Raw genomic sequence first — 20,940 nt, 5'->3', positions numbered from 1 at the left:
TCTCTCATGAGCGTTTGAAAGCTTTTTACAGCCCTCGAAGCCTTTGACAGCTTCTTTTTGTTCCAAAGAACTTTAGGCCTCATGCCTCAAACGCCCACGCTTATCGGCTGTATATTTTTAAGGTTCTCTACCAGCACATCGAGGCCCAAACCCCTTCTTGCCAGCTTGCTTCGCTGCGATCAGCGAAGCCTTGAATTCTAGCAGGATTTTTCAGCTTCTGTCAAAAAGGTTCGAAGAATTTTTTCTTCTCACCTCACTCAACATCCACCAACTTCACCCGCCGCACCACCGCATCCAGCAAACCCTTCTCGGGGCTTACCTGCCGTCAGCAGCGCAGCCTTGCATTGTAGTACGGGTTTGCCCCATGTCGCAGAGAAACCTGAAAATTTATTGCGCAACAGCGGGAGATGCCTGCAGGACAGCATTCTCCAACGCATCCTGGAACAGGGATGCCACGTCGCAACCTGTCTGCTGCTGTATTTCCTGAAAACAGGTGGGACTGGTCACATTGATCTCAGTGACACAGTCGCCAATGACATCCACGCCGGCAAGCAGCAGCCCCCGCGCAGCAAGGACAGGCCCCAAAGCCCGGCCTATTTCCCAATCGCGCGGACTGAGTGCGCGAGCGACCCCCTTGCCCCCCGCAGCCAGGTTTCCCCTGACCTCGGTGCCTTGCGGAATACGCGCCAGACAGTAAGGAACGGGCTCTCCCCCAATAATCAGGATACGTTTGTCGCCATCGACTATTTCAGGCAGAAACTTCTGCACCATCACGCTTTCCTCGCCTCCGCGATTGAGTGTTTCAATGATGCTGCCGAGGTTCATGCCGTCCGGTCCCACCCGGAAAATACCCATGCCACCCATGCCGTCCAGGGGCTTCAAAATGATGTCCCGATGTTCCTCATGGAACTGACGGATGTGGACTGCACTGCGCGTAACCAGTGTGGGGCCAATCAAGTCCGGGAATTCCAGAATAGCCAGTTTTTCCGGGTGGTCACGCAGCGCTCGTGGCTTGTTGTAAACGCGTGCACCTTCGCGCTCTGCTTGCTCCAGGAGATGGGTGGCATAAAAATATTCGCTGTCAAATGGCGGATCCTTGCGCATTAACACTGCATCAAAGCTTGCCAGAGCCCGGTCTTCGGCACCAAGCTCGCCAAACCAATTGGTGAGCTCACCCGTCAGCGCAATGTGGCGCACACGTGCAAACACCTTGCTCCCGAGCTTCCATTGCAAATGCGCAGGCTCGCAGGCCGATACAGAGTGCCCACGTCTCTGCGCTTCACGCATCATGGCGAAAGTCGTATCTTTCTTCGGATTAAAGGCTTCGAGCGGATCGGCAACAAAAAGTAGATTCATACAGCTCAGGGGAAGTCCAGCGGGAAATTCAGGAATCGCTCACATAGCGCGGCGACGCGGGTTGCTGGCGTACTGTTGCACAAACAGCGCGAGGCTGCCGGCGACCACCCCCCAGAATGCCGAACCAATGCCCGCAATGACCACACCGCTAAGCGTCACCAGAAATGTGATCAAGGCAGCTTCCCGGTGCGTCTCTTCCCGAAGCGCACTGGCAAGTCCGGCACCAATAGAGCCTAGAAGGGCCAGGCCTGCGATCGCCACCACGAGTTCCCGTGGGAATGCGGTCAGCAAGCCCGTCACGACCGCACCAAAGACCCCAATCAGGACATACAACGCCCCGCAGGAGGCCGCCGCCGTGTAGCGCCGGGCTGGGTCTGCATGCGCTTGTGGTCCCATGCAAATAGCGGCCGTGATGGCGCTGAAGTTCAGAGCGAAGGCGCCGAACGGTGCAAGCACCAGAGTGGCAACGCCGGTCAAGGTAATCAGACGCGAGATCGGGAGCTGGTAGCCGGAGGCACGAATCACCGCCACACCCGGAAGATTTTGGGAGGCCATCGTCACCACAAAGAGCGGCAGGGCCAAGCCCATGGTCGCACTCCAGTCAAATCGGGGCACCGTAAGCTGTGGTGACGCCAATGTCCAGGTCACTGCGGACCACTGCATCTGCCCCCCAATGGCGGCATAGGCAACTCCCACACAAAGCGTGGCCACCACCGCATAACGCGGCGCGACGCTGCGCGCAACCAGATAAACGCCCAGCATCACCAGAACAAGCGGCAAGGCTGTCTGCGCGGCAGAAAACGCGTCTATACCAAATTTCGCCAGCACACCAGCAAGCAGGCCCGCTGCTATTTCCGTGGGAATTCGGTTCATCACGCGCTCGAACCATCCGGTAACGCCCACCAGGGTGATCAGTGCAGCGCACACGAGGAAGGCACCAACCGCCTGGGCCATATCGAATCGGCCTGTGGCCCCCGCAGCGGCAAGCACCGCAGCGCCCGGCGTGGACCAGGCGATCATGACTGGCTTGCGCAGCCACAAGGATGGGAGCAACGAACACAGCCCCATGCCAAGCCCCAGGGCCCACATCCACGAGGCCATTTCGCCCGGTGTGGCGTGAAACGACTGCGCCGCCTGAAACACAATCGCCACCGAACTCGTGAAGCCCACGAGCACGGCGACAAAGCCTGCGCTGACGGCCGAGACACTCAGGTCTTTGAAAAATTGCATGGCACGCATTGTGCCCGGCCCACCGTTCTATCGACGATGCGCTCTGGCTCATGAGCCTGTCAAATCTCGATTTTCGAACCCAGTTCCACCACGGCGTTGTTCGGCAGGTTGAGGAAGTCTGCTGCTGCACCGGCGTTGTGGTGCATTTGGGCAAATAGTTTTTCTCGCCACGGCGCCATGCCGCTGCCAATCGTGGGGATGACGGTGTCACGGGACAGGAAATAGCTCGTCGTCATGGGCTCCAGATCACAACCGCGCCCGCGCAGCAGTTGCAGGGCGCGAGGCACGTCAGGATCGTTCTTGAAGCCGTAATGAATGACCACCTGCCAGCAGTCGTGCCCCAAGGATTCCACCTGCAGGCGGCCATCGAGGCCAATCCAGGGCACCTCGTGGTTGTTCACTGTGACGAACACGTTGGTGCCATGCAGCACTTTGTTGTGCTTGAGGTTGTGCAGCAGTGCATTCGGCACGGTGCCGGATTCGGCACTTAAGAACACCGCCGTCCCCTCGACGCGCGTTGGTGGGTTGACGAAGACCGATTCAAGAAAATCGGACAGATCGATAGCATCACTGCGCAGCTTCTCATTAAGCAGGCGACGGCCTTCCTTCCAGGTCATCATGAGCGTGAAAACGCCCCCGCCGATCATGAGGGGGAACCAGCCGCCCTGGAACAGCTTGAGCAGATTTGACGTGAAGAATGCCAGGTCGACCAAGAAGAAAAAGCTGGTGGCGCCCAGGCACAGCACCAAGGGATAGCGCCAGCCGTAGTACAAGACAAAGAATGTCAGCACCGTGGTGATCAGCATGTTCAGCGTCACGGCGATGCCATACGCTGCAGCGAGATTGCTCGATGAACGAAACAGCACCACGGCAAGTACGATGGCTGCGAATAGCCCCCAGTTGACAAAGGGCAGATAGATCTGCCCCGTGTCGCGCACACTGGTGTGTTGAACGTTCAAGCGCGGCAAATACCCTAGCTGGATCACCTGCTTGGTCGCGCTGAACGCGCCTGTGATCAGGGCCTGCGAGGCAATCACCGTGGCCATTGTGGCCAGGATCACCAACGGCAGCAGCGCCCAGTCAGGCGCCATCATGTAGAACGGATTCTTCACCGCCTCAGGATGCGCCAGCAACAAGGCGCCTTGCCCAAAATAGTTGAGCGTGAGCGCTGGCATGACCACCGTAAACCACGCAATGCGTATCGGCGTCTTGCCAAAATGGCCAAGATCGGCATACAGCGCCTCCGCCCCCGTGACGCACAACACCACAGAACCAAGAACGACAAAGCTCGTGCCTGGGTTGGCAAAAATGAACCTCAGCGCGTGGTGAGGGCTGAGCGCCCACAGGATCTCCGGATGTTCGGCAATGTGCGAGAGGCCGAGCAGCCCGATGCTAAGCAGCCACACCAGGGTAATCGGACCAAAGAACTTCCCTATGCCGCCCGTACCGCGCTTTTGCACAAAAAATAGGCAAAACAGCACCAGCAAGGTCGCTGGTATCACGTACTCCGTGAACTGTGTCGACACCACCTCCAAGCCTTCGACCGCCGATAAGACTGAAATAGCCGGGGTGATGACACCATCGCCATAGAACAGCGAAGTGCCAAAAATACCTACTGCCAACAGCGTCTTGCGCAAACGCGGTTTGTCCAGAACGGCTTGGGACGCCAGGGCCAGCATTGCCACCAGGCCGCCTTCCCCATTGTTGTCCGCACGCAGCACCAGCACCACATACTTCAGGGACACGATGACGGTCAGCGTCCAGAAAAAGATGGACAGAATCCCGTAGATGTTGTCCTGGGTAAATGGCACGTAACCCGAACCAAAAACCTCCTTGATGGCGTACAGAACGCTGGTACCAATGTCACCGTAGACGACGCCTATGGCGGCAAGGGTGAGAGCCGAGAGGGATGACTTGGAAGTTTGCACTGGGGCAGGAACAGCCAATGGGCGCTTTCAGGCACCCAGCCGCTTCAGAGAATCAGGCCGGCCATTCTGCGCCGGGGCGGCCGCCGCACAAAGCGCTGCGTGCCGTCGCGGTGGGGCGCTGTTGCCAATTGTTGCAACAGGACAACTCCCCCCTTGCAGGTGAGCGCTCACTCGTATATCTCGGCGTCTGGATTGGTGGCCTCCAGCTCGTAGCTGGCGGCCAGCATGGCAAGGCGCGCAATGACGCCGTACATGTAAAAGCGGTTCGGCGCGCTCGCGCCTGGCCTTGCGCCCAGCTGCGGCATGTGCGTGCTCTGGTCAAAGGCCAGCGGCACAAAGGCCGATCCGGGGGTGTTGAGGTTTTCATCCACGCCGCGGTCTGGGTGCATGCGGTAGAAACCACCGACCACGTAGCGGTCCATCATGTAGACCACTGGCTCGGCCACTGCACCGTTCAGGCGCTCCTGCGTCAGCACGCCTTCCTGCACGATGACGTCGTGCACTGGCTGGCCATCCTTTACCACAGCCATTTTGTTGCGGGTCTTGCGGTTGAGCACTTCCAGGTCCTTGGCGTCGCGCACCGTCATCACCCCCATGCCGTAGGTGCCGTTGTCGGCCTTGACGATGACAAACGGCTTTTCCTTGATCCCATATTCCTTGTACTTGCGCCGCACCTTGCCAAGCACAACATCGACCTGGGTCTGCACCGCGTCCAGCCCCGTCTCGGTGCTGTAGTCCACGTCGCTGCATTTTCCGAACAGCGGGTTGATGAGCCAGGGGTCGATGCCCAGCACCTTGCCAAAGCGCTTGGACACCTCCTCATAGCTGCGAAAGTGGTTGCTCTTGCGGCGCACCGACCACCCCGCATGCAAGGGGGGCAAGAGGTACTGCTCATGCAAGTCTTCCAGAATGCCAGGCGCGCCAGCAGACAGGTCGTTGTTGAGCAAGATGGTGCAGGGGTCGAAGTGCTTGAGCCCCAGGCGCCCGCGCGTGCGCACCACGGGCTCAAGGGTCAGGCTCTCTCCGTGCGGCAGCTCAAGCACGGTGGTTTTCTTCACGTCTGGGCTGACGGAACCCACACGCACATTCAACCCCGCCATATTGAAGATGCGCTGCAACTGCACCAGGTTGCTCAAATAGAAGCTGTTGCGCGTGTGGTTCTCGGGAATGATGAGCAGGTTACGTGCTTCGGGGCAGATTTTTTCAATCGCCGCCATGGCCGCCTGCACCGCCAGCGGCAGCATCTCGGGTGTCAGGTTGTTCCAGCCACCGGGGAACAGATTGGTGTCGACTGGCGCCAGTTTGAAGCCTGCATTGCGGATGTCCACCGAGGTGTAGAACGGCGGCGTGTGCTCCATCCACTCCAGACGAAACCAGCGCTCGGTCGCTGGCATCGAATCGATGATGCGCTGCTCAAGCTCGTTAATGGGCCCCGTGAGGGCGGTGATAAGGTGCGGAACCATGCGGGGCCTTGCAGGAGGGATCGGACAATTGTAGAAGTGCGCAAGCGCACCAAAAAATGGGTACTGGCAAGGCCCAAGCGCCCAGGCGAAATGCCACGAAGAGCGCTTGAAAGGACAGTGCCAGCCTTCAGCCGCGCACCTCGCCCTGCCCCAGCACCACCCATTTGAGCGAAGTCAGCCCTTCGATGCCTACCGGGCCACGCGCATGGAACTTGTCGGTGCTGATACCGATTTCGGCGCCCAGCCCGTACTCGAAGCCGTCGGCAAAGCGCGTGCTGGCGTTGACCATGACGCTGGCCGAATCGACTTCGCGCAGGAATTGCTGCGCGTGCATGTGGTCGCGCGTGAGAATCGCGTCGGTGTGGTGGCTGGAATAGCGGTTGATATGGGCGATGGCTTCGTCAACGCCTTCGACCACTTTGATGCTGATGATGGGCGCCAGATACTCTTGCGACCAATCCTGCTCGCTTGCCGGCACCAGTTTTGCGCCCGAAACTTCCGCTAACAACGCCATGGATTCCGCGCAGACCCGCATTTCGACGCCTTTTTCTGCGAACACGGCGCCCATGCGCGGCAAGAACTGCGGCGCCACGGCACGCGCCACCAGCAGGCTTTCGCTGGCATTGCAGGGGCTGTATTTCTGCGTCTTGGCGTTGTCCACCACGCGCAGCGCCATGTCGAGGTCGCAAGGGTCGTCCACGTAGCTGTGGCAGTTGCCGTCCAGATGCTTGATGACGGGCACCTTGGCGCCGGCGCTGATGCGCTCGATCAAGCCCTTGCCACCGCGCGGGATGATGACATCCACAAATTGCGGCATGGCAATGAGCTGGCCCACCGCCTCGCGGTCGGTCGTCTGCACCAACTGCACGGCGTCCTGCGGCAAACCGGCGGCGTGCAGCGCTTGCCGCACCAGCAAGGCCAGCGCCCGGTTTGACTCGATGGCCTCAGAGCCGCCGCGCAGAATGGCCGCGTTGCCGCTTTTGATGGCCAGGCTCGCCGCCTCGATGGTGACGTTGGGGCGACTCTCGTAAATCATGCCGAAGACGCCAATCGGCACGCGCATCTGGCCGACGCGGATGCCGCTCTCCTGCTGCTGCAGGCCGCGGATTTCGCCGATCACGTCGGGCATGGCGGCGAGCTGCTCGCAGCCCAGGGCACAGGTTTCCAGCACCTTGGGGGTGAGCTTGAGCCGGTCGATCATGGGTTCGGCCAGGCCGGCAGCGCGGGCGCGCTCCAAGTCGAGCGCATTGGTTTGCTGCAGTTGGGGGCCCTGCGTGCGCAACAGCGCTGCAAGCGCCTTCAATGCTTTATTTTTGATAGCTGCAGGCGCAGACGCCATAAGCGCTGAGGCCACTTTTGCCTGCAAACCCAGGGTTTGGACGTATTCGGTGACGTTGAGGGCGTTCATGGGCAGGATTCTGGCAGATGGCGTGCAAGAACCCGCCAGCAGCCCAGACGACAGCACCGGACGCGCTGGCGCGTCAGCGTACAGCGGCAAAAGTCCGGGTGCACTGCAGCGCCAGCCGCTGCAGTGCCTGCCAGGGGTCTTGCGGCCAGTCGGGCACTTTGAGTCCCTTGACAATGCCGTCTACCAGATGCGCCGACTGCAGCAACCGCCCTGCGGTGGAAGGCGCGAGGTGGCCAAGCACGCGCTCGTACAGCTTTTCCTTCGCACCCCAGACACGGGCTTCCCGCAGCGCCATGGGCAGGGGTCGCCCAGCGGCCATCGCATCGGCGACGCGCTTGAGCGCGCGAATGTCGTCCGACAGCGCCCAATGCACCAGCACGGCCGCCGTGCCTTCGGCCTCCAGACCATCGAGCATGCGCTGCACGCGCAGCACCTGCCCCGCCAGCACCGCCTCAGCCAGCTTGAAGACGTCGTAGCGCGCCACATTGAGCACGGCCGCTTCGACCTGCTCCAGGCTCAGATCGCCCGGCGGGTACAGCAGGCCCAGCTTCTGGACTTCCTGGTGCGCCGCGAGCAGGTTGCCCTCCACGCGGTCGGCAAAAAATTGCAGGGTGCGCTGGCCCTCTTCGCCCTGCCGCACGCGCTGGCCCTGGACGGCCAGGCGCTGCGCGATCCACTGCGGCAGGGCTGGGCGCTCCACCACATCCACCTGCACCGCGACGCCCGCGTCGGCCAGCGCGCTGAACCAGGCGCCGGTGCGCGTGGCCTTGTCCAGCCGCGGCAGGAGCACCATGGTCAGCGTGCTGCCACCCGGTTCGGCAGCGGCGGCAATGTGTTGCAGCGCGGCGCTGCCGTCCTTGCCAGGCTTGCCCGAGGGCACGCGGATTTCCACGGTCTGGCGGTCGGCAAACAGGCTCAGGCTGCCGCCCGCCGCCAGCACCGTGCTCCAGTCGAACCGCGCCCCGGCGGCGACAAACACATTGCGCTCGGTATGGCCGGCAGCGCGCGCGGCAGCGCGAATCGCATCGGCGGCTTCTTCCACCAGCAACGCCTCGTCGCCATGCAGAAGGTACAGCGGAGCCAGCCCCCGTTGCAGGTGCGCGGAAAGCTGGGCCAGGGCGAGGTGCATGGCGACAAGTCTAGCAATGCTGAGGCATGCGGTGCAAATCGCCAGGTATCGCTGCCTAATCGCCAGTTATCAAGCCAAACTGCACGGCGTGCCCTCTGCTGCCTGGGAGGGCGATTGCGCACAATGGGCCTTTATCTGGCCCCCGCTCCTGGCACTACCCACCATGAAACCGTCCGTTCAACATGCCGCCCCCACCGTCGCATTGATTGGCGCGCCCACCGATATCGGCGCCGGCGCGCGCGGCGCGTCCATGGGGCCCGAGGCGCTGCGCGTCGCCGGGCTGCAATCGGCGCTGGAGAGCCACGGCCTGCACGTGCTCGACCGAGGCAATCTCAATGGCCCGGCGAACCCCTGGCAGCCGCCGCTGGAGGGCTACCGCCATCTGCCCGAAGTGGTCGCATGGAACCAACTGGTCTTCGACGCCGTGCGCGCGGAACTGCAAGCGGGGCATCTGCCGCTGCTGCTGGGCGGCGACCACTGCCTGGGTCTGGGCAGCATTGCCGCCGTCGCCCGCCACTGCCTTGACGCTGGCAAGCAGCTTCACGTCCTGTGGCTCGACGCGCATGCCGACTTCAACACCAGCACGCTGACCCCCAGCGGCAACCTGCATGGCATGCCGGTCGCCTGCCTGTTCGGCCTGGGGCCGGACCCGCTGACCCGCCTGGCGCGCCTGCCGGATGGCTCGCCGGCGCTGCGGGCGGCGCAGATCCGCCAGATCGGCATTCGCAGCGTGGATGCGGGCGAAAAAGAACTGGTGCACGCGCAGGGGCTGGAGGTCTACGACATGCGTTTCATCGACGAAACCGGCATGCGCGAGACCATGCAGCGCGCCCTCGCTGGCGTAGACGAGAGCACCCACCTGCACGTGAGCTTCGACGTGGATTTTCTCGACCCGGAACTCGCTCCTGGAGTGGGCACCACCGTCGCGGGTGGACCAACCTACCGCGAGGCCCAGCTATGCATGGAAATGATTGCCGACAGCGGCCGCCTGGCATCGCTCGATATCGTCGAACTCAACCCGGCGCTGGACGTGCGCAACAAGACCGCCTGCCTGGCGGTGGACTTGATCGAATCACTGTTCGGCAAGAGCACGCTGATGCGCCAGCGGCCTGCGCAATAGAAGCCCGCGCCGCCGCGGCTCAAGCCTTGGCAGCAGCCAGCCGGCGCACCAGTTGCTGAACCAGGTCGGTGCGCATGTCACGGTACAAAAGCGCCTCTTCGGCTTCTTTGGCGAGGGCGATGGTTTCGTTGTAGCTGAGCTCGCGCTGCTGCAGGATTTCGGTCGGCACGATCAGCTCGGTGCCGTCCTGGCGGTGCAGCCGAAAGCGGATGCGCAGGCGCAACTCAAGTTCACGCGCCTGGCCCGAGGCATTGAGACCGACCACCGAGCGCTCCTGCTGCTCGGAAAGCAGCTCGAACACCGCTTCGGCCTTGGGCAGCATCGCCGGGTCGGTGATCACCACAAGGCTGCCACCCGCAGCTTGCAAGGTGCGGCGCAACTCCAGCGCCAGGAGCGAGCCGGCAGGGGCCACGAGGTAGAGCGAGTGGAAGGCGAACTGCGGCACACCGCGCAAGCGAAAGCCGCAGCCGGCGAGCAAAAGGGCTGGCGCGGCGAGGAGAAGGCTGCGTTTGCGCATAGCTCACACCACTACGTTGACCAAGCGTCCTGGCACGACCACCACACGCTTCGGGCTGGCGCCACCGGAGTGCGCGGCAAATGCATCGCTCGCCAGGGCCAGGCGCTCGATTTCGGCCTTGTCGGCCTGCGCCGGCACCCGCACGCTGCCGCGCAGCTTGCCGTTGACTTGCAGCATCAGCTCGATTTCGTCCTGCACCAGGGCACTGGCATCGACTTGCGGCCACGGCGCATCGAGCAGCTCGCCCAGCACGCCGGCATAGCCGAGCTGGCTCCACAGGCCGTGCGCGATGTGCGGCGTGGCCGGGTAGAGGCAGCGCAGCAGAATGCCAAAGCCTTCGACCAAGGCCACCTGGCCGCCAGCGGAGTCGCTGGCTTTGAAGTCGAGCGGCGACGGGCCACCCCCAGCCGCGAGGGCCCCCTCGGGGGGCAGCGAGGACACGCAAGTGTCGAGCGTGGGGGCAAAGCTCTCCAGCGCGTTGATCATCTTCATCGCGCCCGAGACCACGGTGTTGTACTGCATGCGCTGGTAGTCGTAGTCCACCTGCTTGAGCACCGTGTGAACTTCACGGCGCAGCGCCTTGGCGCCGTCGGAAAATTTTATATATTTTAGGCCTCTAGCGCTTATGGATATTGCGTTAGCAGCTTCCATATCCATAGCAGCCAACTTCATGCCGAAGTTCCACACCCGGCGCAGGAACCGGGAGCTGCCTTCGACCGCCGCGTCGTTCCATTCCAGCGTGGCCTCGGGCGGCGCGGTGAACATGGTGTACAGGCGCGCCGTGTCGGCGCCGTACTTTTCGATCAGGTCCTGCGGATCAACGCCGTTGTTCTTGGACTTGGACATGGTGCCCACGCCCTCGTAGTCGATGGGCGTGCCCACAGGCAGATCGCCGACGGCGTTCACCAGCCTCGCGCCCACTATCTTGCCGCCGTCGCCCAGTACATGCTCGACGTCGTGCGGCCAGAAGTAGTCCTTGCCGCCCTTGTCCGTGCGGCGCGAATAGATGTGGTTGAGCACCATGCCTTGCGTGAGCAGTCGGGTGAAAGGCTCGTCCACCGACACCAGCCCCATGTCGCGCATCACCTTGGTCCAGAAGCGGGCGTAGAGCAAGTGCAGGATGGCGTGCTCGATGCCGCCGATGTACTGGTCCATGCCACTGCCGCCGCTCGCGTGCTGGGCATCGCGCATCCAGTAGCGGGTGCCCTCCGCCACCATGGCCTCGCTGCTGTGCGGGTCGCAGTAGCGCATGAAGTACCAGGAACTGTCCACGAAGGTGTCCATGGTGTCGGTTTCACGCCGCGCCGCCTTGCCGCAGACCGGGCAGGTCACGCCGGCATGGAACCCCTCATGCTTGTGCAGCGGGTTGCCCGAGCCGTCGGGAATGCAGTCGCGCGGCAGCACCACCGGCAGGTCTTGCTCGGGCACCGGCACGGCGCCGTGCTCGTCGCAATGGATGATGGGAATCGGCGTGCCCCAGTAGCGCTGGCGCGAGATGCCCCAGTCGCGCAGGCGCCAGGTGGTCTTCTTCTCGCCCAGGCCTTTTTGCGCCAGCGCGTGGGCCACGGCATCGACCGCGTCCTTGTAGGCCAAGCCGCTGAAACTGTCGGAATTGACCGTGACGCCGCGCGCCTTGTCGCCGTACCAGTCGTGCCACTGGTGGAAGTCGAAATGTTCGCCATCGACCAGCACCACCTGCTTGATGGCGATGCCGTACTTCAGGGCGAAGGCAAAGTCGCGCTCATCGTGCGCCGGCACGCCCATGACGGCGCCGTCGCCATAGCCGATCAGCACGTAGTTGCCGACCCAGACCTCAATCGGCTCGCCGGTGAGCGGGTGCGTGACCGAGAGGCCGGTGGGCAAGCCCTTTTTCTCCTGCACCGCAAGCTCGGCTTCGGTTGTTCCGCCGCTTTTGCATTCTTCAATGAAGGCGGCAAGTTGGGGGTTGGTCTTGGCTGCGTGGGTGGCCAGCGGGTGCTCCGGCGCGACAGCGCAGAAGGTGACGCCCATGATGGTGTCGGCGCGCGTGGTGAAGACGTACATGCGGCCATCGCCAATCAGCGCCCCATCGTCGCCGCGGATGCCGTGCGGGAAGGCAAAACGCACGCCCTCGCTCTTGCCAATCCAGTTTTCCTGCATCAGCTTGACGCGGTCCGGCCAGCCGGGGAGTTTGTCGCCGGTGACGTAATCGAGCAATTCCTCGGCGTAATCGGTGATCTTGAGGTAGTAGCCTGGAATCTCGCGCTTCTCGACCACCGCACCGGTGCGCCAGCCTTTGCCGTCGATTACCTGTTCATTGGCGAGCACGGTCTGGTCCACCGGGTCCCAATTCACCACCTGGGTCTTGCGGTACGCAATGCCTTTTTCGAGCATTTTCAAAAAGAGCCACTGATTCCACTTGTAGTACGTGGGGTCGCAGGTGGCGACTTCGCGGCTCCAGTCGATGGCCAGGCCCATGGCCTGCATCTGCTTTTTCATGTACGCGATGTTGTCCAGCGTCCACTGCGCGGGCGGCACGCCATTCTTCAGCGCGGCATTTTCCGCCGGCAGGCCGAACGCATCCCAGCCCATGGGCATGAGCACGTTGTAGCCGTTCATGCGCAGGTAGCGCGTGAGCATGTCGTTGATGGTGTAGTTGCGCACATGGCCCATGTGCAGCTTGCCGCTGGGGTAGGGCAGCATCGAGCAGGCGTAGAACTTCTTCTTGCTCGCATCTTCGGTGACGCGGTAGGCGTCCTGCGCGCTCCAGTGCGCCTGGGCGGCGCGCTCGACCTCGGCGGGTTGGTATTTGGTGTCCATGGGGCTCAAAAAGAAAGAAAGCAGCCGCAAACCGCTGCCATTGCGGGAGATTTTAGGCGCGCGGCTTCAGCGCGCGGGCCGAGCGGACGCAGGCTCGGCCACGAAGGCGATGCGCGTGAGGCCGGCAGCATGTGCAAACCCCATCAGTTCGACCACGCGGCCATAGGGCACGGCGGCGTCGGCGCGCAGTGCGATCTCGGTGCCCGGCCGCTCGGCAGCCACCGCCGCCAGGCGTGGCGCGAGCGCTTCTTCGGCAATCGCTTGGCCGTCGAGTTGCAGCCCTCCCGTGCGATCCACTTCAATGAGCAGGGAAGGCCCCGGCGCTGCGGGCGCCGTGCCCTGGGCGCGCGGCAGTTCCAGGCGCAGCGAGCCGGCCAGCAGCGGCGCGGCCAGAATGAAGATCACCACCAGCACCAGCATCACGTCGACCAGCGGCGTGACGTTGATGTCGCTCAGGGGGCGCGCCGAGGCGCTGCGCTCGATCCGGCCAAATGCCATGTTCAGCCGCCCGCCGAGCACAGTTCGCGCAGATCGTGCGCAAAGCCTTCGAGCTCGGCCTCAAGGCGTGCCACCCGCCTGCCGAGCAGGTTGTAGCCCAGCACCGCCGGAATCGCGACCGCCAGCCCGGCGGCCGTCATGATGAGGGCCTCACCCACCGGGCCGGCCAGGCGCTCGACGCTGATCTGACCGGAACCTGCCAGGGCAGTCAGCGCGTGGTAGATGCCCCAGACGGTGCCAAGCAGCCCGACAAAAGGCGCTGTCGCACCGACGGTGGCCAGCAAGACCTGGCCATACTGCAGCCGCGCAATGCTGGCAAGCAGCGCGCCGCGCAGCAAGCGGGTGGCGCGGGCGGCGGCACTGGCGTGGAACGATCCGCTCTCTGGCGGCACCGGCGCCAAGGCCGGGGAATGCGTTTCAAGGGAACGCGTTTCAAGGGCTGCCGCGACGAGTGGAAGTACCAGGGCATCGCGGTCAAAAGCGGCTGCAGCGGATGCGGCAGAGTCCCAGCTCGGCGCCTGCCAAAAGGCGGTCTGGCTGCGTGCGATGTCTGGCGCCGCGCGCTGCAGCATGCGCAGCTTCCACAGCATCACCACCCAACTTGCAACCGACATCAGCAGCAGCACGAGCGCCGCCGTATGCGTCACTGCATCGCCGCTGCGCCACCAGTGCAGACTGCTCATCACGTGGGCAGGTTCGCTCAGTTCAAGCCGAGAACATCAAACATGTCGAACATGCCTGCGGTGCGTCCGCGCAGGAAGCGCACCGCGCGCAGGCTCCCCTGCGCATAGGTGGTGCGGCTGGCGGATTTGTGGGTGATTTCGATACGCTCGCCGGTGCCGGCAAACAGCACCGTGTGGTCGCCCACGATGTCGCCCCCGCGAACGCTGGCGAACCCGATGGAGGATGGGTCGCGCTCGCCGGTGACTCCCTCGCGGGCGTAGACGGCGCATTCCTTCAGGTCGCGCCCCAGGGCATGGGCGATCACTTCACCCATCTTGAGCGCTGTTCCCGAAGGCGCATCCACCTTGTGGCGGTGGTGGGCTTCAATGATTTCGATGTCGTACCCGGTGGCCAACGCACGCGCCGCCATGTCCAACAGCTTGAGCGTGACGTTGACACCCACGCTCATGTTGGGCGCCATCACCATGGCGATGCGCTGGGCATGGGCCGCAATTTCAGCCTTTTGGGCTTCGGTAAAGCCGGTCGTTCCCACCACCGCGCTGACGCCCAGGCGCGCGCAAGCGGCCAGGTGCGCAAGCGTGCCTTCTGGACGAGTGAAATCGATCAGCACATCAGCCCCGGCCAGGCCTTGGTCAATGTCCGCCGTGATGGGCACACCGCTGGCAAGCCCCAGGAAAGCGGTGGCATCGGAGCCGATGCCAAGGCTCGCGGGCACATCCAGCGCCCCCACCAGCACGCAGTCGCCGCTGTCACGGATGGCTTCAATCAGCATGCGGCCCATGCGGCCGCTGGCGCCCGCCACCGCGACGCGGATAGGGGCATTGGAAGATTCGGGCGCGAGGTTCGCCATCGTAGGGTCCAGACTGGAAAAAAGGCAGTGTGCGCAAAGCGCTTAGCGCGTTGTGGGTTCAAGAGGGGGATAGCTGCGCCCAGGTGTCGCTTGCGCAGTAGGCTCGAGCGCAGCGCCGGTTTTTCCATCGGCAGCAGGGGCGGGGTAACGCGCCAGCTGCTGCTCGGTCGCCTCCAACACCGGGACTTTGCCCTTGCCTTTGCGTGTCTCAAGCGAGGCGACGAAATCGCTCTCGGTCGGCATTTCGTCGCCTTCGAAGTGATCCAGCGCGTCGCCCTTGAAGTAGACCGTGAGCTTGCGCGTCTGTGCGTCGACACCGGGGCGCTTAAGCGTGAACACGTATTCCCAGCGGTCGTCATGGAACAGGCTGGTAAGCAGCGGTGTTCCGAGAATCTCGCGCACCTGCTGGCGGCCCATGCCAGGCTGCAGCGCCTGAACCTGCTCGCGTGAGACGAAATTGCCCTGCACCACCTCGACGCGGTAGGGGGTCACCACGCTGGCGACCGAACTGCTCGCGGTGTTGAAGGCAGAGCACCCTGCAAGCAGGGCGCCAAAGCTCAGGATGGCGCCCAGACGGGCACCGCAGTGGGCTGGAGCGTACATGGGGTGTGGTCTTGGGGCTATGATCGCTCGATTGTAGCGACAGGGCCTGGTGCCCACGGCGCCCGGCCGCCCGCCGCATGCCAGGCGGCACGAAAGACCTTGCCATGACGAACATCGATGAACTCAAGAGCACGGGGCTGAAAGCCACGTTGCCGCGCCTGAAGATTCTCGAAGTCTTTCAAAAGGGTACGCAGCGCCACATGACAGCCGAGGACGTGTTCCGCGTGCTGCTCGACGAGCGCTCCGACATCGGTCTGGCCACGGTGTACCGCGTGCTGACGCAGTTCGAACAAGCCGGCATCCTGCTGCGCAGCAATTTCGAGAGCGGCAAGGCCATCTACGAACTGAACGAAGGACAGCACCACGACCACTTCGTCTGCACCAGTTGCGGCAAGGTGGAAGAGTTCTACGACCCGGAAATCGAAAAACGCCAGCAGGCGGTGGCGAAAGCCAAGGGTTGGGTGGTGGAAGACCATTCCATGGCCTTGTACGGCCAGTGCGCCAACTGCGCCAAGGCCCGCGCACAAAAGGTCTGAGGCGCGCAGCCTAGCCCTGCTCCATCGCGCGCCGATGGCGCTCGACGAACTCCTGGTAGGTGTCGATGCCGCGCAGCTGCAAAATGGTATTGCGCACCGCCGCTTCGACCAGGACGGCAATGTTGCGCCCGGCGACCACCTGGATCACCACCTTCAGAATCGGCACGCCGAGCACGTCCTGCGTCAGCGGCTCGTAGGGCAGGCGCTCGTAGTCGCGCTCCAGCGTCTCCTTGCGCACCAGGTGCACGATGAGCTTGAGGCGCATTCTGCGGCGCACCGCTGTCTCGCCAAAGATGGCGCGAATATCGAGCAGGCCGATGCCGCGCACTTCAAGAAGGTTTTGCAGCAGATCGGGGCACTTGCCCTCGATGGTGGTCTGGTTGATGCGGTACAGATCCACTGCGTCGTCGGCCACCAGCCCCTGGCCGCGTGAAATGAGCTCCAGGCCCAGCTCGCTCTTGCCCAGGCCCGACTCGCCTGTGATCATGACGCCCAGGCCCAGGATGTCCATGAACACCCCATGCATGGTGAGGCGATCGGCGAAATGCTTGGACAAATACGCGCGCAGCACGTCGATCACAAAGGCCGAGGACTCCCGCGTGGCAAACATGGGAATCTGCGCGCGCTCGCAGATGGAGAGCAGCGCATCGGGCGCCGTCTGGCCATCGGCCAGCACCAACACCGGAGGCTCCAGCGTGACGATGCGCGCCACACGGCGCACCGCGTCTTCCGGCGTGCCGTTGAGCAGGTAATTGATCTCGCGCTCGCCCAGAATCTGCGCGCGGTAGGGATGGATGTAATTGAGGTAGCCCACCAAATCAGCACCCGAGCGCGCCGAGCGCACCGCGACTTCGTCAAAGCGCCGTTCGGAAGCCCCCAGGCCCGCGACCCACTCCCATTTCAGGTGCGTACGAAAGGCTTCGAATAAGACGTCCGCGCTGACGACGTTAGGTTTCACGGCGCAGATGGGGCGCTTTAGGCGGTCTGCGTAGACTGCCAGTCGGCAATCAGACCGTGCAACTGCACCGCATCCGAACAGCTCTTGATGCGCTCACGCAGCGGCGCGTCGCTGAGCAGTTCGGCAATTTCAGACAGTATCTCCAGATGCTTCTGCGTGGCCGCTTCGGGCACGAGCAGAAAAATGAGCAGGCCCACGGGCTGCTCATCAGGCGCATCGAAACCGATGGGGCGTTCGAGCTGGAACACTGCTGCCATCGGCGCCTTGAGGCCCTTGATGCGCCCGTGCGGAATGGCCACACCGTGACCAAGGCCCGTGGAGCCCAGGCGCTCACGCGCAAAAAGACTGTCGGTGATGAGGGCGCGCGAGAGGCCGTGCAGGGTTTCAAACAGCAGCCCGGCTTCTTCGAAGGCGCGTTTCTTGCTGGTGGCGTCAACGCTCACGAGCACTTGGGCTGCAGGCAGGATGGAAGCGAGGCGGTTCATGGCGTATCGGGAGGAATTATGCACCGCCTGTGCGCCTGCGGGTATTTCCCAGGGCGCGGCACAAAAAAAGCCGCCCTGAAGGCGGCGGCGGGGTGCCCAACCAGCACCGGGACCTGGCGTCAGGCGGTCATTTGCGCCGGCTGCTCGCGCCTGCGTGCCTGGAACTGGTGGTCTTGCATGCGGTCCTTGTGGCGCACCACCTGCCGATCGAGCTTGTCCACCAGCTCATCAACTGCGGCGTACAGGTCCTCGTTGGCGCTTTCCGCAAACAGGTCGCTGCCCTTGACCCGGATATTGCATTCCGCGCGCTGGCGTTTTTCCTTTTCCTTTTGCTTTTCCACTGTGAGCAGCACCTTCACATCCACCACCTGATCGAAATGGCGCGTGATGCGATCAAGTTTGGAGGTGACGTAACTGCGCAGCGACGGCGTAACTTCGAGATGGTGACCACTGATCGTCAGATTCATGAGGGAGTCTCCTTGGCTCTTGGGAACAAATGCCGCACCACCCGTGTGAATGGGCGGCCCGAAAAAGTCAGTCTGCAGGGCACACGCCCCCACTATGCACCGCACCCGCAGGCAAGGCAACGCCATTCCAGCAAGCGGCAGCGGGGCTCTTGCCCGCCGGTCGCCTGAAGGCGGGAAAGAGCGCACAATGGCTGGATTGGGGTGCAGCGCCCCTCCGTGCGAGCACCTTGGACGATGCTGCGCCAGCCGGTAATCGCATGCGCTGCACCCGGCGCTGGCGCATAAAATCCCCTGCCTGGCGTCCGCCAGCGCCCCCTCGCTTGATACACCCTTCCCATGACCGCATCCGCCAGCCCTGCCCTGCACACATCCACGCTCACTTCGCTGCCATTGCTTGCGCGTGGCAAGGTGCGCGACAACTATGCGGTAGGGAGTGACCGTATTTTGATGGTCGCCAGCGACCGGCTCTCGGCCTTTGACGTGATCATGGGCGAGCCCATCCCAGGCAAAGGCGAGCTGCTGACGCAGATGGCGCTGTTCTGGTTCGACAAGCTCGGCGCCATCTGCCCCAACCACCTGACCGGTGAGGCGCCCGAGAGCGTGGTGCGCGCGGACGAAGTCGAACAGGTACGCGGCCGCTCCATGCTGGTGCAGCGCCTCACACCGCTGCCCGTCGAGGCGGTGGTGCGCGGCTACCTGGCCGGCAGCGGCTGGAAGGAATACCAGGCCACCCAATCGGTTTGCGGCGTGCCGCTGCCCGCGGGCCTGACCAACGCCGCCAAACTGCCGACGCCCATTTACACGCCGGCGGCCAAGGCCGCGGCCGGCGAGCACGACGAGAACATCAGCTTCGAGCGCACGGTGGAGATGATTGGCTTTGACCACGCCAGCCGCATCCGCGACCTCAGCATTGCGCTGTACCAGGCAGCGGCCGCCATCGCGCTGGAGAAGGGCATGATCATCGCCGACACCAAGTTCGAGTTTGGCCTGGCCCCGGACGGCACGCTGGTGCTGATGGACGAGGTGCTCACACCCGACAGCTCGCGCTACTGGCCGGTGGAAGGCTACAAGGCCGCGCTGGCCGCTGGCGAAAACCCCCCCAGCTACGACAAGCAGTTCGTGCGCGACTGGCTGGAGCAGGCCCAGGTGGGCGGCAGGCCCTGGGACAAGACGCCGCCGGCCCCGCGCCTGCCGCAGGCGGTGATCGAGAAGACCGCCGCCAAATACCGCGAGGCGCTGGAGCGGCTGACAGGTTGAAATATTTGAGGAAATAAGGCTCTAGCGCTTATCCAGTAAGCGCTAGTAGCTATTTTTTCAATAGCGATTGAACGCCAGAGCTCAGTTCAGCGCCATGCTGAGCTTGCGCCGGTAGCTGTTCAGCAGGGCCGTGGCTTCGTCTTCCTGCGCGCCCGCCTTGCCCATCAGCTCGATACCGCCCGCGCTCTTGCCAGGGACGCCGGCGTCGGCCTTGGGCTTCGGGGGCGTGAGCAGTTCGAGGATGGCGACATAGGTCTTGCGCGCCGCGCCGTCTTGCCAGGCCTTGTCACGCAGGAGGATCTCCAGCAGCTCGTCCATGGCGGCGGTCCACTGGCCTTCGGCCATCAGCACGCGCGCCTTGGCGAAACGGGTGTCGAAATCGCGCTTGTTCTGGGCAATCTGCGCGTCGAACTGCTCCAGCGGCCAGTTGCCGCGATCGTCCTGCTGCACGAACTGCAGTGCGCCCAGCCAGTGCGACAAGGCCTCAAAGCGCAGCGGCTTGGGGATGCGCGCCAGCGGCTCGTGCAAAAGCGCCTGCGCTTCTTCGTAGGCGCCCGTACCGATCAACAGACGCACATAGTCAAATCGGGCATCGTCGTTGGTGGGGTCAGCCGCCAGCGCGTCCGCCATCTTGGCGAGCGCGGCCTGCGTGTCGCCCGCGTCGAGCAGGGCATGGGCTTCGTCCACCTCGGCCTCGGCTTCCAGCGCGCCTTCGGAGGGCACATGCTTGTCGAGGAAGGCGCGCAGTTGCGCAGGCGGCAGCGCGCCGACGAAACCGTCCACCGGCTGGCCCTGCACGAACAGCACGCACAGCGGGATGCTGCGCGTGCCGAACATCTGCGACAACTGGCCGGCGATCTCGGGCACCTTGTCGGCGTCGAGCTTGGCCAGGGCGAAGCGGCCGGCGTATTCGGTCTCCAGCAACTCCAGCTGCGGCCCGAGCTGCTTGCACGGACCACACCACTCGGCCCAGACATCCACCAACACCGGGGCGCGGAGCGAGGCGGTGATGACTTCGACTTCAAAATTTACCAGGGTGACATCGATCATGGGAATCGTTTTCCAAGGGCAGCGGGGCGTGCTTGCCGCCCCAAAAGTAAAATTGCAGGTTCACTCTAGCGCAGACCCGCGGGCGCTGCGCCTCCAGACACTATGACAAGCCTCCAGATCGGCGTCGTCATGGGCTCCAGCAGCGACTGGGACACCATGCAGCATGCAGTCGAGATTCTCAGCCAATTCGGGATCGCCTACGAAGCGCAGGTGGTCTCGGCGCACCGCATGCCCGACGACATGTTCGCCTACGCCGAGGCCGCAGCCGAGCGCGGCCTGCAGGCCATCATCGCTGGCGCGGGCGGCGCGGCGCACCTGCCGGGCATGTTGGCAGCGAAAACGCCCGTGCCGGTGCTGGGCGTGCCGGTGCCCAGCCGCCACCTGCAAGGCGTCGATTCGCTGCACAGCATCGTGCAGATGCCCAAAGGCATTCCGGTCGCCACCTTTGCCATTGGCGCGGCGGGCGCGGCCAATGCGGCGCTGTTCGCCGTGGCCATGCTGGCCAACCAGAATCCGGCGCTGCGCGAGCAGTTGCGCGTCTTCCGCAAGGCGCAAACCGAGGCGGCGCGCGCCATGCGGCTGCCCCCCGAATGAGCACCAAC

Annotated in this window: 20 protein-coding genes; 4 read left to right on the top strand and 16 right to left on the bottom strand. The window is 63.6% G+C overall.

Annotated features, from left to right (window positions below):
• Positions 1 to 387: 387 nt before the first annotated feature.
• From gshB to holA, 6 genes are all read right to left on the bottom strand, one after another.
• Positions 388 to 1,356: a glutathione synthase gene (gene gshB / locus AC07ZH_RS14920; protein WP_495200395.1), complete on the bottom strand. Its 969-nt coding sequence runs from the start codon at positions 1,354 to 1,356 to the stop codon at positions 388 to 390.
• Between the two features lie 39 nt (positions 1,357 to 1,395).
• Positions 1,396 to 2,586 carry a benzoate/H(+) symporter BenE family transporter gene (locus AC07ZH_RS14915; protein ID WP_495200394.1) on the bottom strand — a complete coding sequence of 397 codons (1,191 nt, stop codon included), beginning with the start codon at positions 2,584 to 2,586 and terminating at the stop codon, positions 1,396 to 1,398.
• Between the two features lie 59 nt (positions 2,587 to 2,645).
• Positions 2,646 to 4,514 carry a potassium transporter Kup gene (locus AC07ZH_RS14910; protein ID WP_119109880.1) on the bottom strand — a complete coding sequence of 623 codons (1,869 nt, stop codon included), beginning with the start codon at positions 4,512 to 4,514 and terminating at the stop codon, positions 2,646 to 2,648.
• A gap of 167 nt (positions 4,515 to 4,681) precedes the next feature.
• Positions 4,682 to 5,977 (bottom strand): glutamate--cysteine ligase, encoded by a 1,296-nt coding sequence (gene gshA / locus AC07ZH_RS14905; protein WP_119109879.1) that lies wholly within the window; start codon positions 5,975 to 5,977, stop codon positions 4,682 to 4,684.
• 127 nt (positions 5,978 to 6,104) lie between these two features.
• A complete protein-coding gene (locus AC07ZH_RS14900; protein ID WP_495200393.1) occupies positions 6,105 to 7,385 on the bottom strand; it encodes a glutamate-5-semialdehyde dehydrogenase in 1,281 nt (426 codons plus the stop codon).
• Between the two features lie 73 nt (positions 7,386 to 7,458).
• Positions 7,459 to 8,514, bottom strand: a complete 1,056-nt coding sequence (gene holA, locus AC07ZH_RS14895; protein ID WP_119109877.1) for a DNA polymerase III subunit delta — start codon at positions 8,512 to 8,514, stop codon at positions 7,459 to 7,461.
• Between the two features lie 163 nt (positions 8,515 to 8,677).
• Here holA and rocF point away from each other — a divergent pair, with 163 nt between their 5' ends.
• Positions 8,678 to 9,634: an arginase gene (rocF, locus tag AC07ZH_RS14890; RefSeq protein ID WP_495200392.1), complete on the top strand. Its 957-nt coding sequence runs from the start codon at positions 8,678 to 8,680 to the stop codon at positions 9,632 to 9,634.
• Positions 9,635 to 9,653: 19 nt separating this feature from the next.
• Here rocF and AC07ZH_RS14885 read toward each other — a convergent pair whose 3' ends face one another.
• From AC07ZH_RS14885 to AC07ZH_RS14860, 6 genes are all read right to left on the bottom strand, one after another.
• Entirely contained in the window at positions 9,654 to 10,151 is a 498-nt protein-coding gene (locus tag AC07ZH_RS14885; RefSeq protein ID WP_119109875.1) for an LPS-assembly lipoprotein LptE, read from the bottom strand.
• Positions 10,152 to 10,154: 3 nt separating this feature from the next.
• Entirely contained in the window at positions 10,155 to 12,950 is a 2,796-nt protein-coding gene (gene leuS / locus AC07ZH_RS14880; RefSeq protein ID WP_495200391.1) for a leucine--tRNA ligase, read from the bottom strand.
• A gap of 66 nt (positions 12,951 to 13,016) precedes the next feature.
• Positions 13,017 to 13,448 (bottom strand): ExbD/TolR family protein, encoded by a 432-nt coding sequence (locus AC07ZH_RS14875; RefSeq protein ID WP_495200390.1) that lies wholly within the window; start codon positions 13,446 to 13,448, stop codon positions 13,017 to 13,019.
• A 2-nt stretch (positions 13,449 to 13,450) separates the two neighbouring features.
• Positions 13,451 to 14,131 carry a MotA/TolQ/ExbB proton channel family protein gene (locus AC07ZH_RS14870; RefSeq protein WP_495200389.1) on the bottom strand — a complete coding sequence of 227 codons (681 nt, stop codon included), beginning with the start codon at positions 14,129 to 14,131 and terminating at the stop codon, positions 13,451 to 13,453.
• A 17-nt stretch (positions 14,132 to 14,148) separates the two neighbouring features.
• The gene (gene dapB, locus AC07ZH_RS14865; RefSeq protein WP_495200388.1) at positions 14,149 to 14,982 is read right to left on the bottom strand and encodes a 4-hydroxy-tetrahydrodipicolinate reductase; all 834 of its coding nucleotides are present in this window, start codon (positions 14,980 to 14,982) and stop codon (positions 14,149 to 14,151) included.
• 42 nt (positions 14,983 to 15,024) lie between these two features.
• Positions 15,025 to 15,585 (bottom strand): outer membrane protein assembly factor BamE, encoded by a 561-nt coding sequence (locus AC07ZH_RS14860; RefSeq protein WP_119109871.1) that lies wholly within the window; start codon positions 15,583 to 15,585, stop codon positions 15,025 to 15,027.
• Positions 15,586 to 15,689: 104 nt separating this feature from the next.
• Between AC07ZH_RS14860 and fur the strand changes: the two genes are divergently transcribed.
• Positions 15,690 to 16,121, top strand: coding sequence for a ferric iron uptake transcriptional regulator (gene fur, locus AC07ZH_RS14855; RefSeq protein ID WP_495200387.1), 432 nt, complete (start codon positions 15,690 to 15,692; stop codon positions 16,119 to 16,121).
• 10 nt (positions 16,122 to 16,131) lie between these two features.
• On the opposite strand, the gene hprK is transcribed toward fur, so the two are convergent.
• The 3 genes from hprK to hpf all read right to left on the bottom strand — a co-directional run bounded on the left by hprK (position 16,132) and on the right by hpf (position 18,031).
• Entirely contained in the window at positions 16,132 to 17,079 is a 948-nt protein-coding gene (gene hprK, locus AC07ZH_RS14850; protein ID WP_495200386.1) for an HPr(Ser) kinase/phosphatase, read from the bottom strand.
• Positions 17,080 to 17,096: 17 nt separating this feature from the next.
• Positions 17,097 to 17,564, bottom strand: coding sequence for a PTS sugar transporter subunit IIA (locus AC07ZH_RS14845; RefSeq protein ID WP_119109869.1), 468 nt, complete (start codon positions 17,562 to 17,564; stop codon positions 17,097 to 17,099).
• Positions 17,565 to 17,683: 119 nt separating this feature from the next.
• Positions 17,684 to 18,031, bottom strand: a complete 348-nt coding sequence (gene hpf, locus AC07ZH_RS14840) for a ribosome hibernation-promoting factor, HPF/YfiA family (RefSeq protein WP_119109868.1) — start codon at positions 18,029 to 18,031, stop codon at positions 17,684 to 17,686.
• 336 nt (positions 18,032 to 18,367) lie between these two features.
• Here hpf and AC07ZH_RS14835 point away from each other — a divergent pair, with 336 nt between their 5' ends.
• A complete protein-coding gene (locus tag AC07ZH_RS14835) occupies positions 18,368 to 19,288 on the top strand; it encodes a phosphoribosylaminoimidazolesuccinocarboxamide synthase (protein WP_495200385.1) in 921 nt (306 codons plus the stop codon).
• A gap of 81 nt (positions 19,289 to 19,369) precedes the next feature.
• On the opposite strand, the gene AC07ZH_RS14830 is transcribed toward AC07ZH_RS14835, so the two are convergent.
• Complete coding sequence (locus AC07ZH_RS14830; protein WP_495200384.1) at positions 19,370 to 20,338, bottom strand: tetratricopeptide repeat protein; 969 nt, start codon at positions 20,336 to 20,338, stop codon at positions 19,370 to 19,372.
• 102 nt (positions 20,339 to 20,440) lie between these two features.
• On the opposite strand from AC07ZH_RS14830, the gene purE reads away from it, so the two are divergent.
• The gene (gene purE / locus AC07ZH_RS14825) at positions 20,441 to 20,932 is read left to right on the top strand and encodes a 5-(carboxyamino)imidazole ribonucleotide mutase (protein ID WP_119109865.1); all 492 of its coding nucleotides are present in this window, start codon (positions 20,441 to 20,443) and stop codon (positions 20,930 to 20,932) included.
• Positions 20,933 to 20,940: the final 8 nt, after the last annotated feature.

The organism is Simplicispira sp. GW247-4R2A (assembly GCF_059424465.1).
The sequence above is the reverse complement of the archived record's forward strand: the minus strand, read 5'-3'. Positions and strand labels throughout refer to the sequence as shown.

Excerpts from the sequence above, each read along its gene's own strand:
- gshB (WP_495200395.1), bottom strand. The coding sequence starts at position 1,356 with ATGAATCTACTTTTTGTTGCCGATCCGCTCGAAGCCTTTAATCCGAAG.
- AC07ZH_RS14915 (WP_495200394.1), bottom strand. The coding sequence starts at position 2,586 with ATGCAATTTTTCAAAGACCTGAGTGTCTCGGCCGTCAGCGCAGGCTTT.
- gshA (WP_119109879.1), bottom strand. The coding sequence starts at position 5,977 with ATGGTTCCGCACCTTATCACCGCCCTCACGGGGCCCATTAACGAGCTT.
- AC07ZH_RS14900 (WP_495200393.1), bottom strand. The coding sequence starts at position 7,385 with ATGAACGCCCTCAACGTCACCGAATACGTCCAAACCCTGGGTTTGCAG.
- holA (WP_119109877.1), bottom strand. The coding sequence starts at position 8,514 with ATGCACCTCGCCCTGGCCCAGCTTTCCGCGCACCTGCAACGGGGGCTG.
- rocF (WP_495200392.1), top strand. The coding sequence starts at position 8,678 with ATGAAACCGTCCGTTCAACATGCCGCCCCCACCGTCGCATTGATTGGC.
- AC07ZH_RS14885 (WP_119109875.1), bottom strand. The coding sequence starts at position 10,151 with ATGCGCAAACGCAGCCTTCTCCTCGCCGCGCCAGCCCTTTTGCTCGCC.
- leuS (WP_495200391.1), bottom strand. The coding sequence starts at position 12,950 with ATGGACACCAAATACCAACCCGCCGAGGTCGAGCGCGCCGCCCAGGCG.
- AC07ZH_RS14875 (WP_495200390.1), bottom strand. The coding sequence starts at position 13,448 with ATGGCATTTGGCCGGATCGAGCGCAGCGCCTCGGCGCGCCCCCTGAGC.
- AC07ZH_RS14870 (WP_495200389.1), bottom strand. The coding sequence starts at position 14,131 with ATGAGCAGTCTGCACTGGTGGCGCAGCGGCGATGCAGTGACGCATACG.
- dapB (WP_495200388.1), bottom strand. The coding sequence starts at position 14,982 with ATGGCGAACCTCGCGCCCGAATCTTCCAATGCCCCTATCCGCGTCGCG.
- AC07ZH_RS14860 (WP_119109871.1), bottom strand. The coding sequence starts at position 15,585 with ATGTACGCTCCAGCCCACTGCGGTGCCCGTCTGGGCGCCATCCTGAGC.
- fur (WP_495200387.1), top strand. The coding sequence starts at position 15,690 with ATGACGAACATCGATGAACTCAAGAGCACGGGGCTGAAAGCCACGTTG.
- AC07ZH_RS14845 (WP_119109869.1), bottom strand. The coding sequence starts at position 17,564 with ATGAACCGCCTCGCTTCCATCCTGCCTGCAGCCCAAGTGCTCGTGAGC.
- hpf (WP_119109868.1), bottom strand. The coding sequence starts at position 18,031 with ATGAATCTGACGATCAGTGGTCACCATCTCGAAGTTACGCCGTCGCTG.
- AC07ZH_RS14835 (WP_495200385.1), top strand. The coding sequence starts at position 18,368 with ATGACCGCATCCGCCAGCCCTGCCCTGCACACATCCACGCTCACTTCG.
- AC07ZH_RS14830 (WP_495200384.1), bottom strand. The coding sequence starts at position 20,338 with ATGATCGATGTCACCCTGGTAAATTTTGAAGTCGAAGTCATCACCGCC.
- purE (WP_119109865.1), top strand. The coding sequence starts at position 20,441 with ATGACAAGCCTCCAGATCGGCGTCGTCATGGGCTCCAGCAGCGACTGG.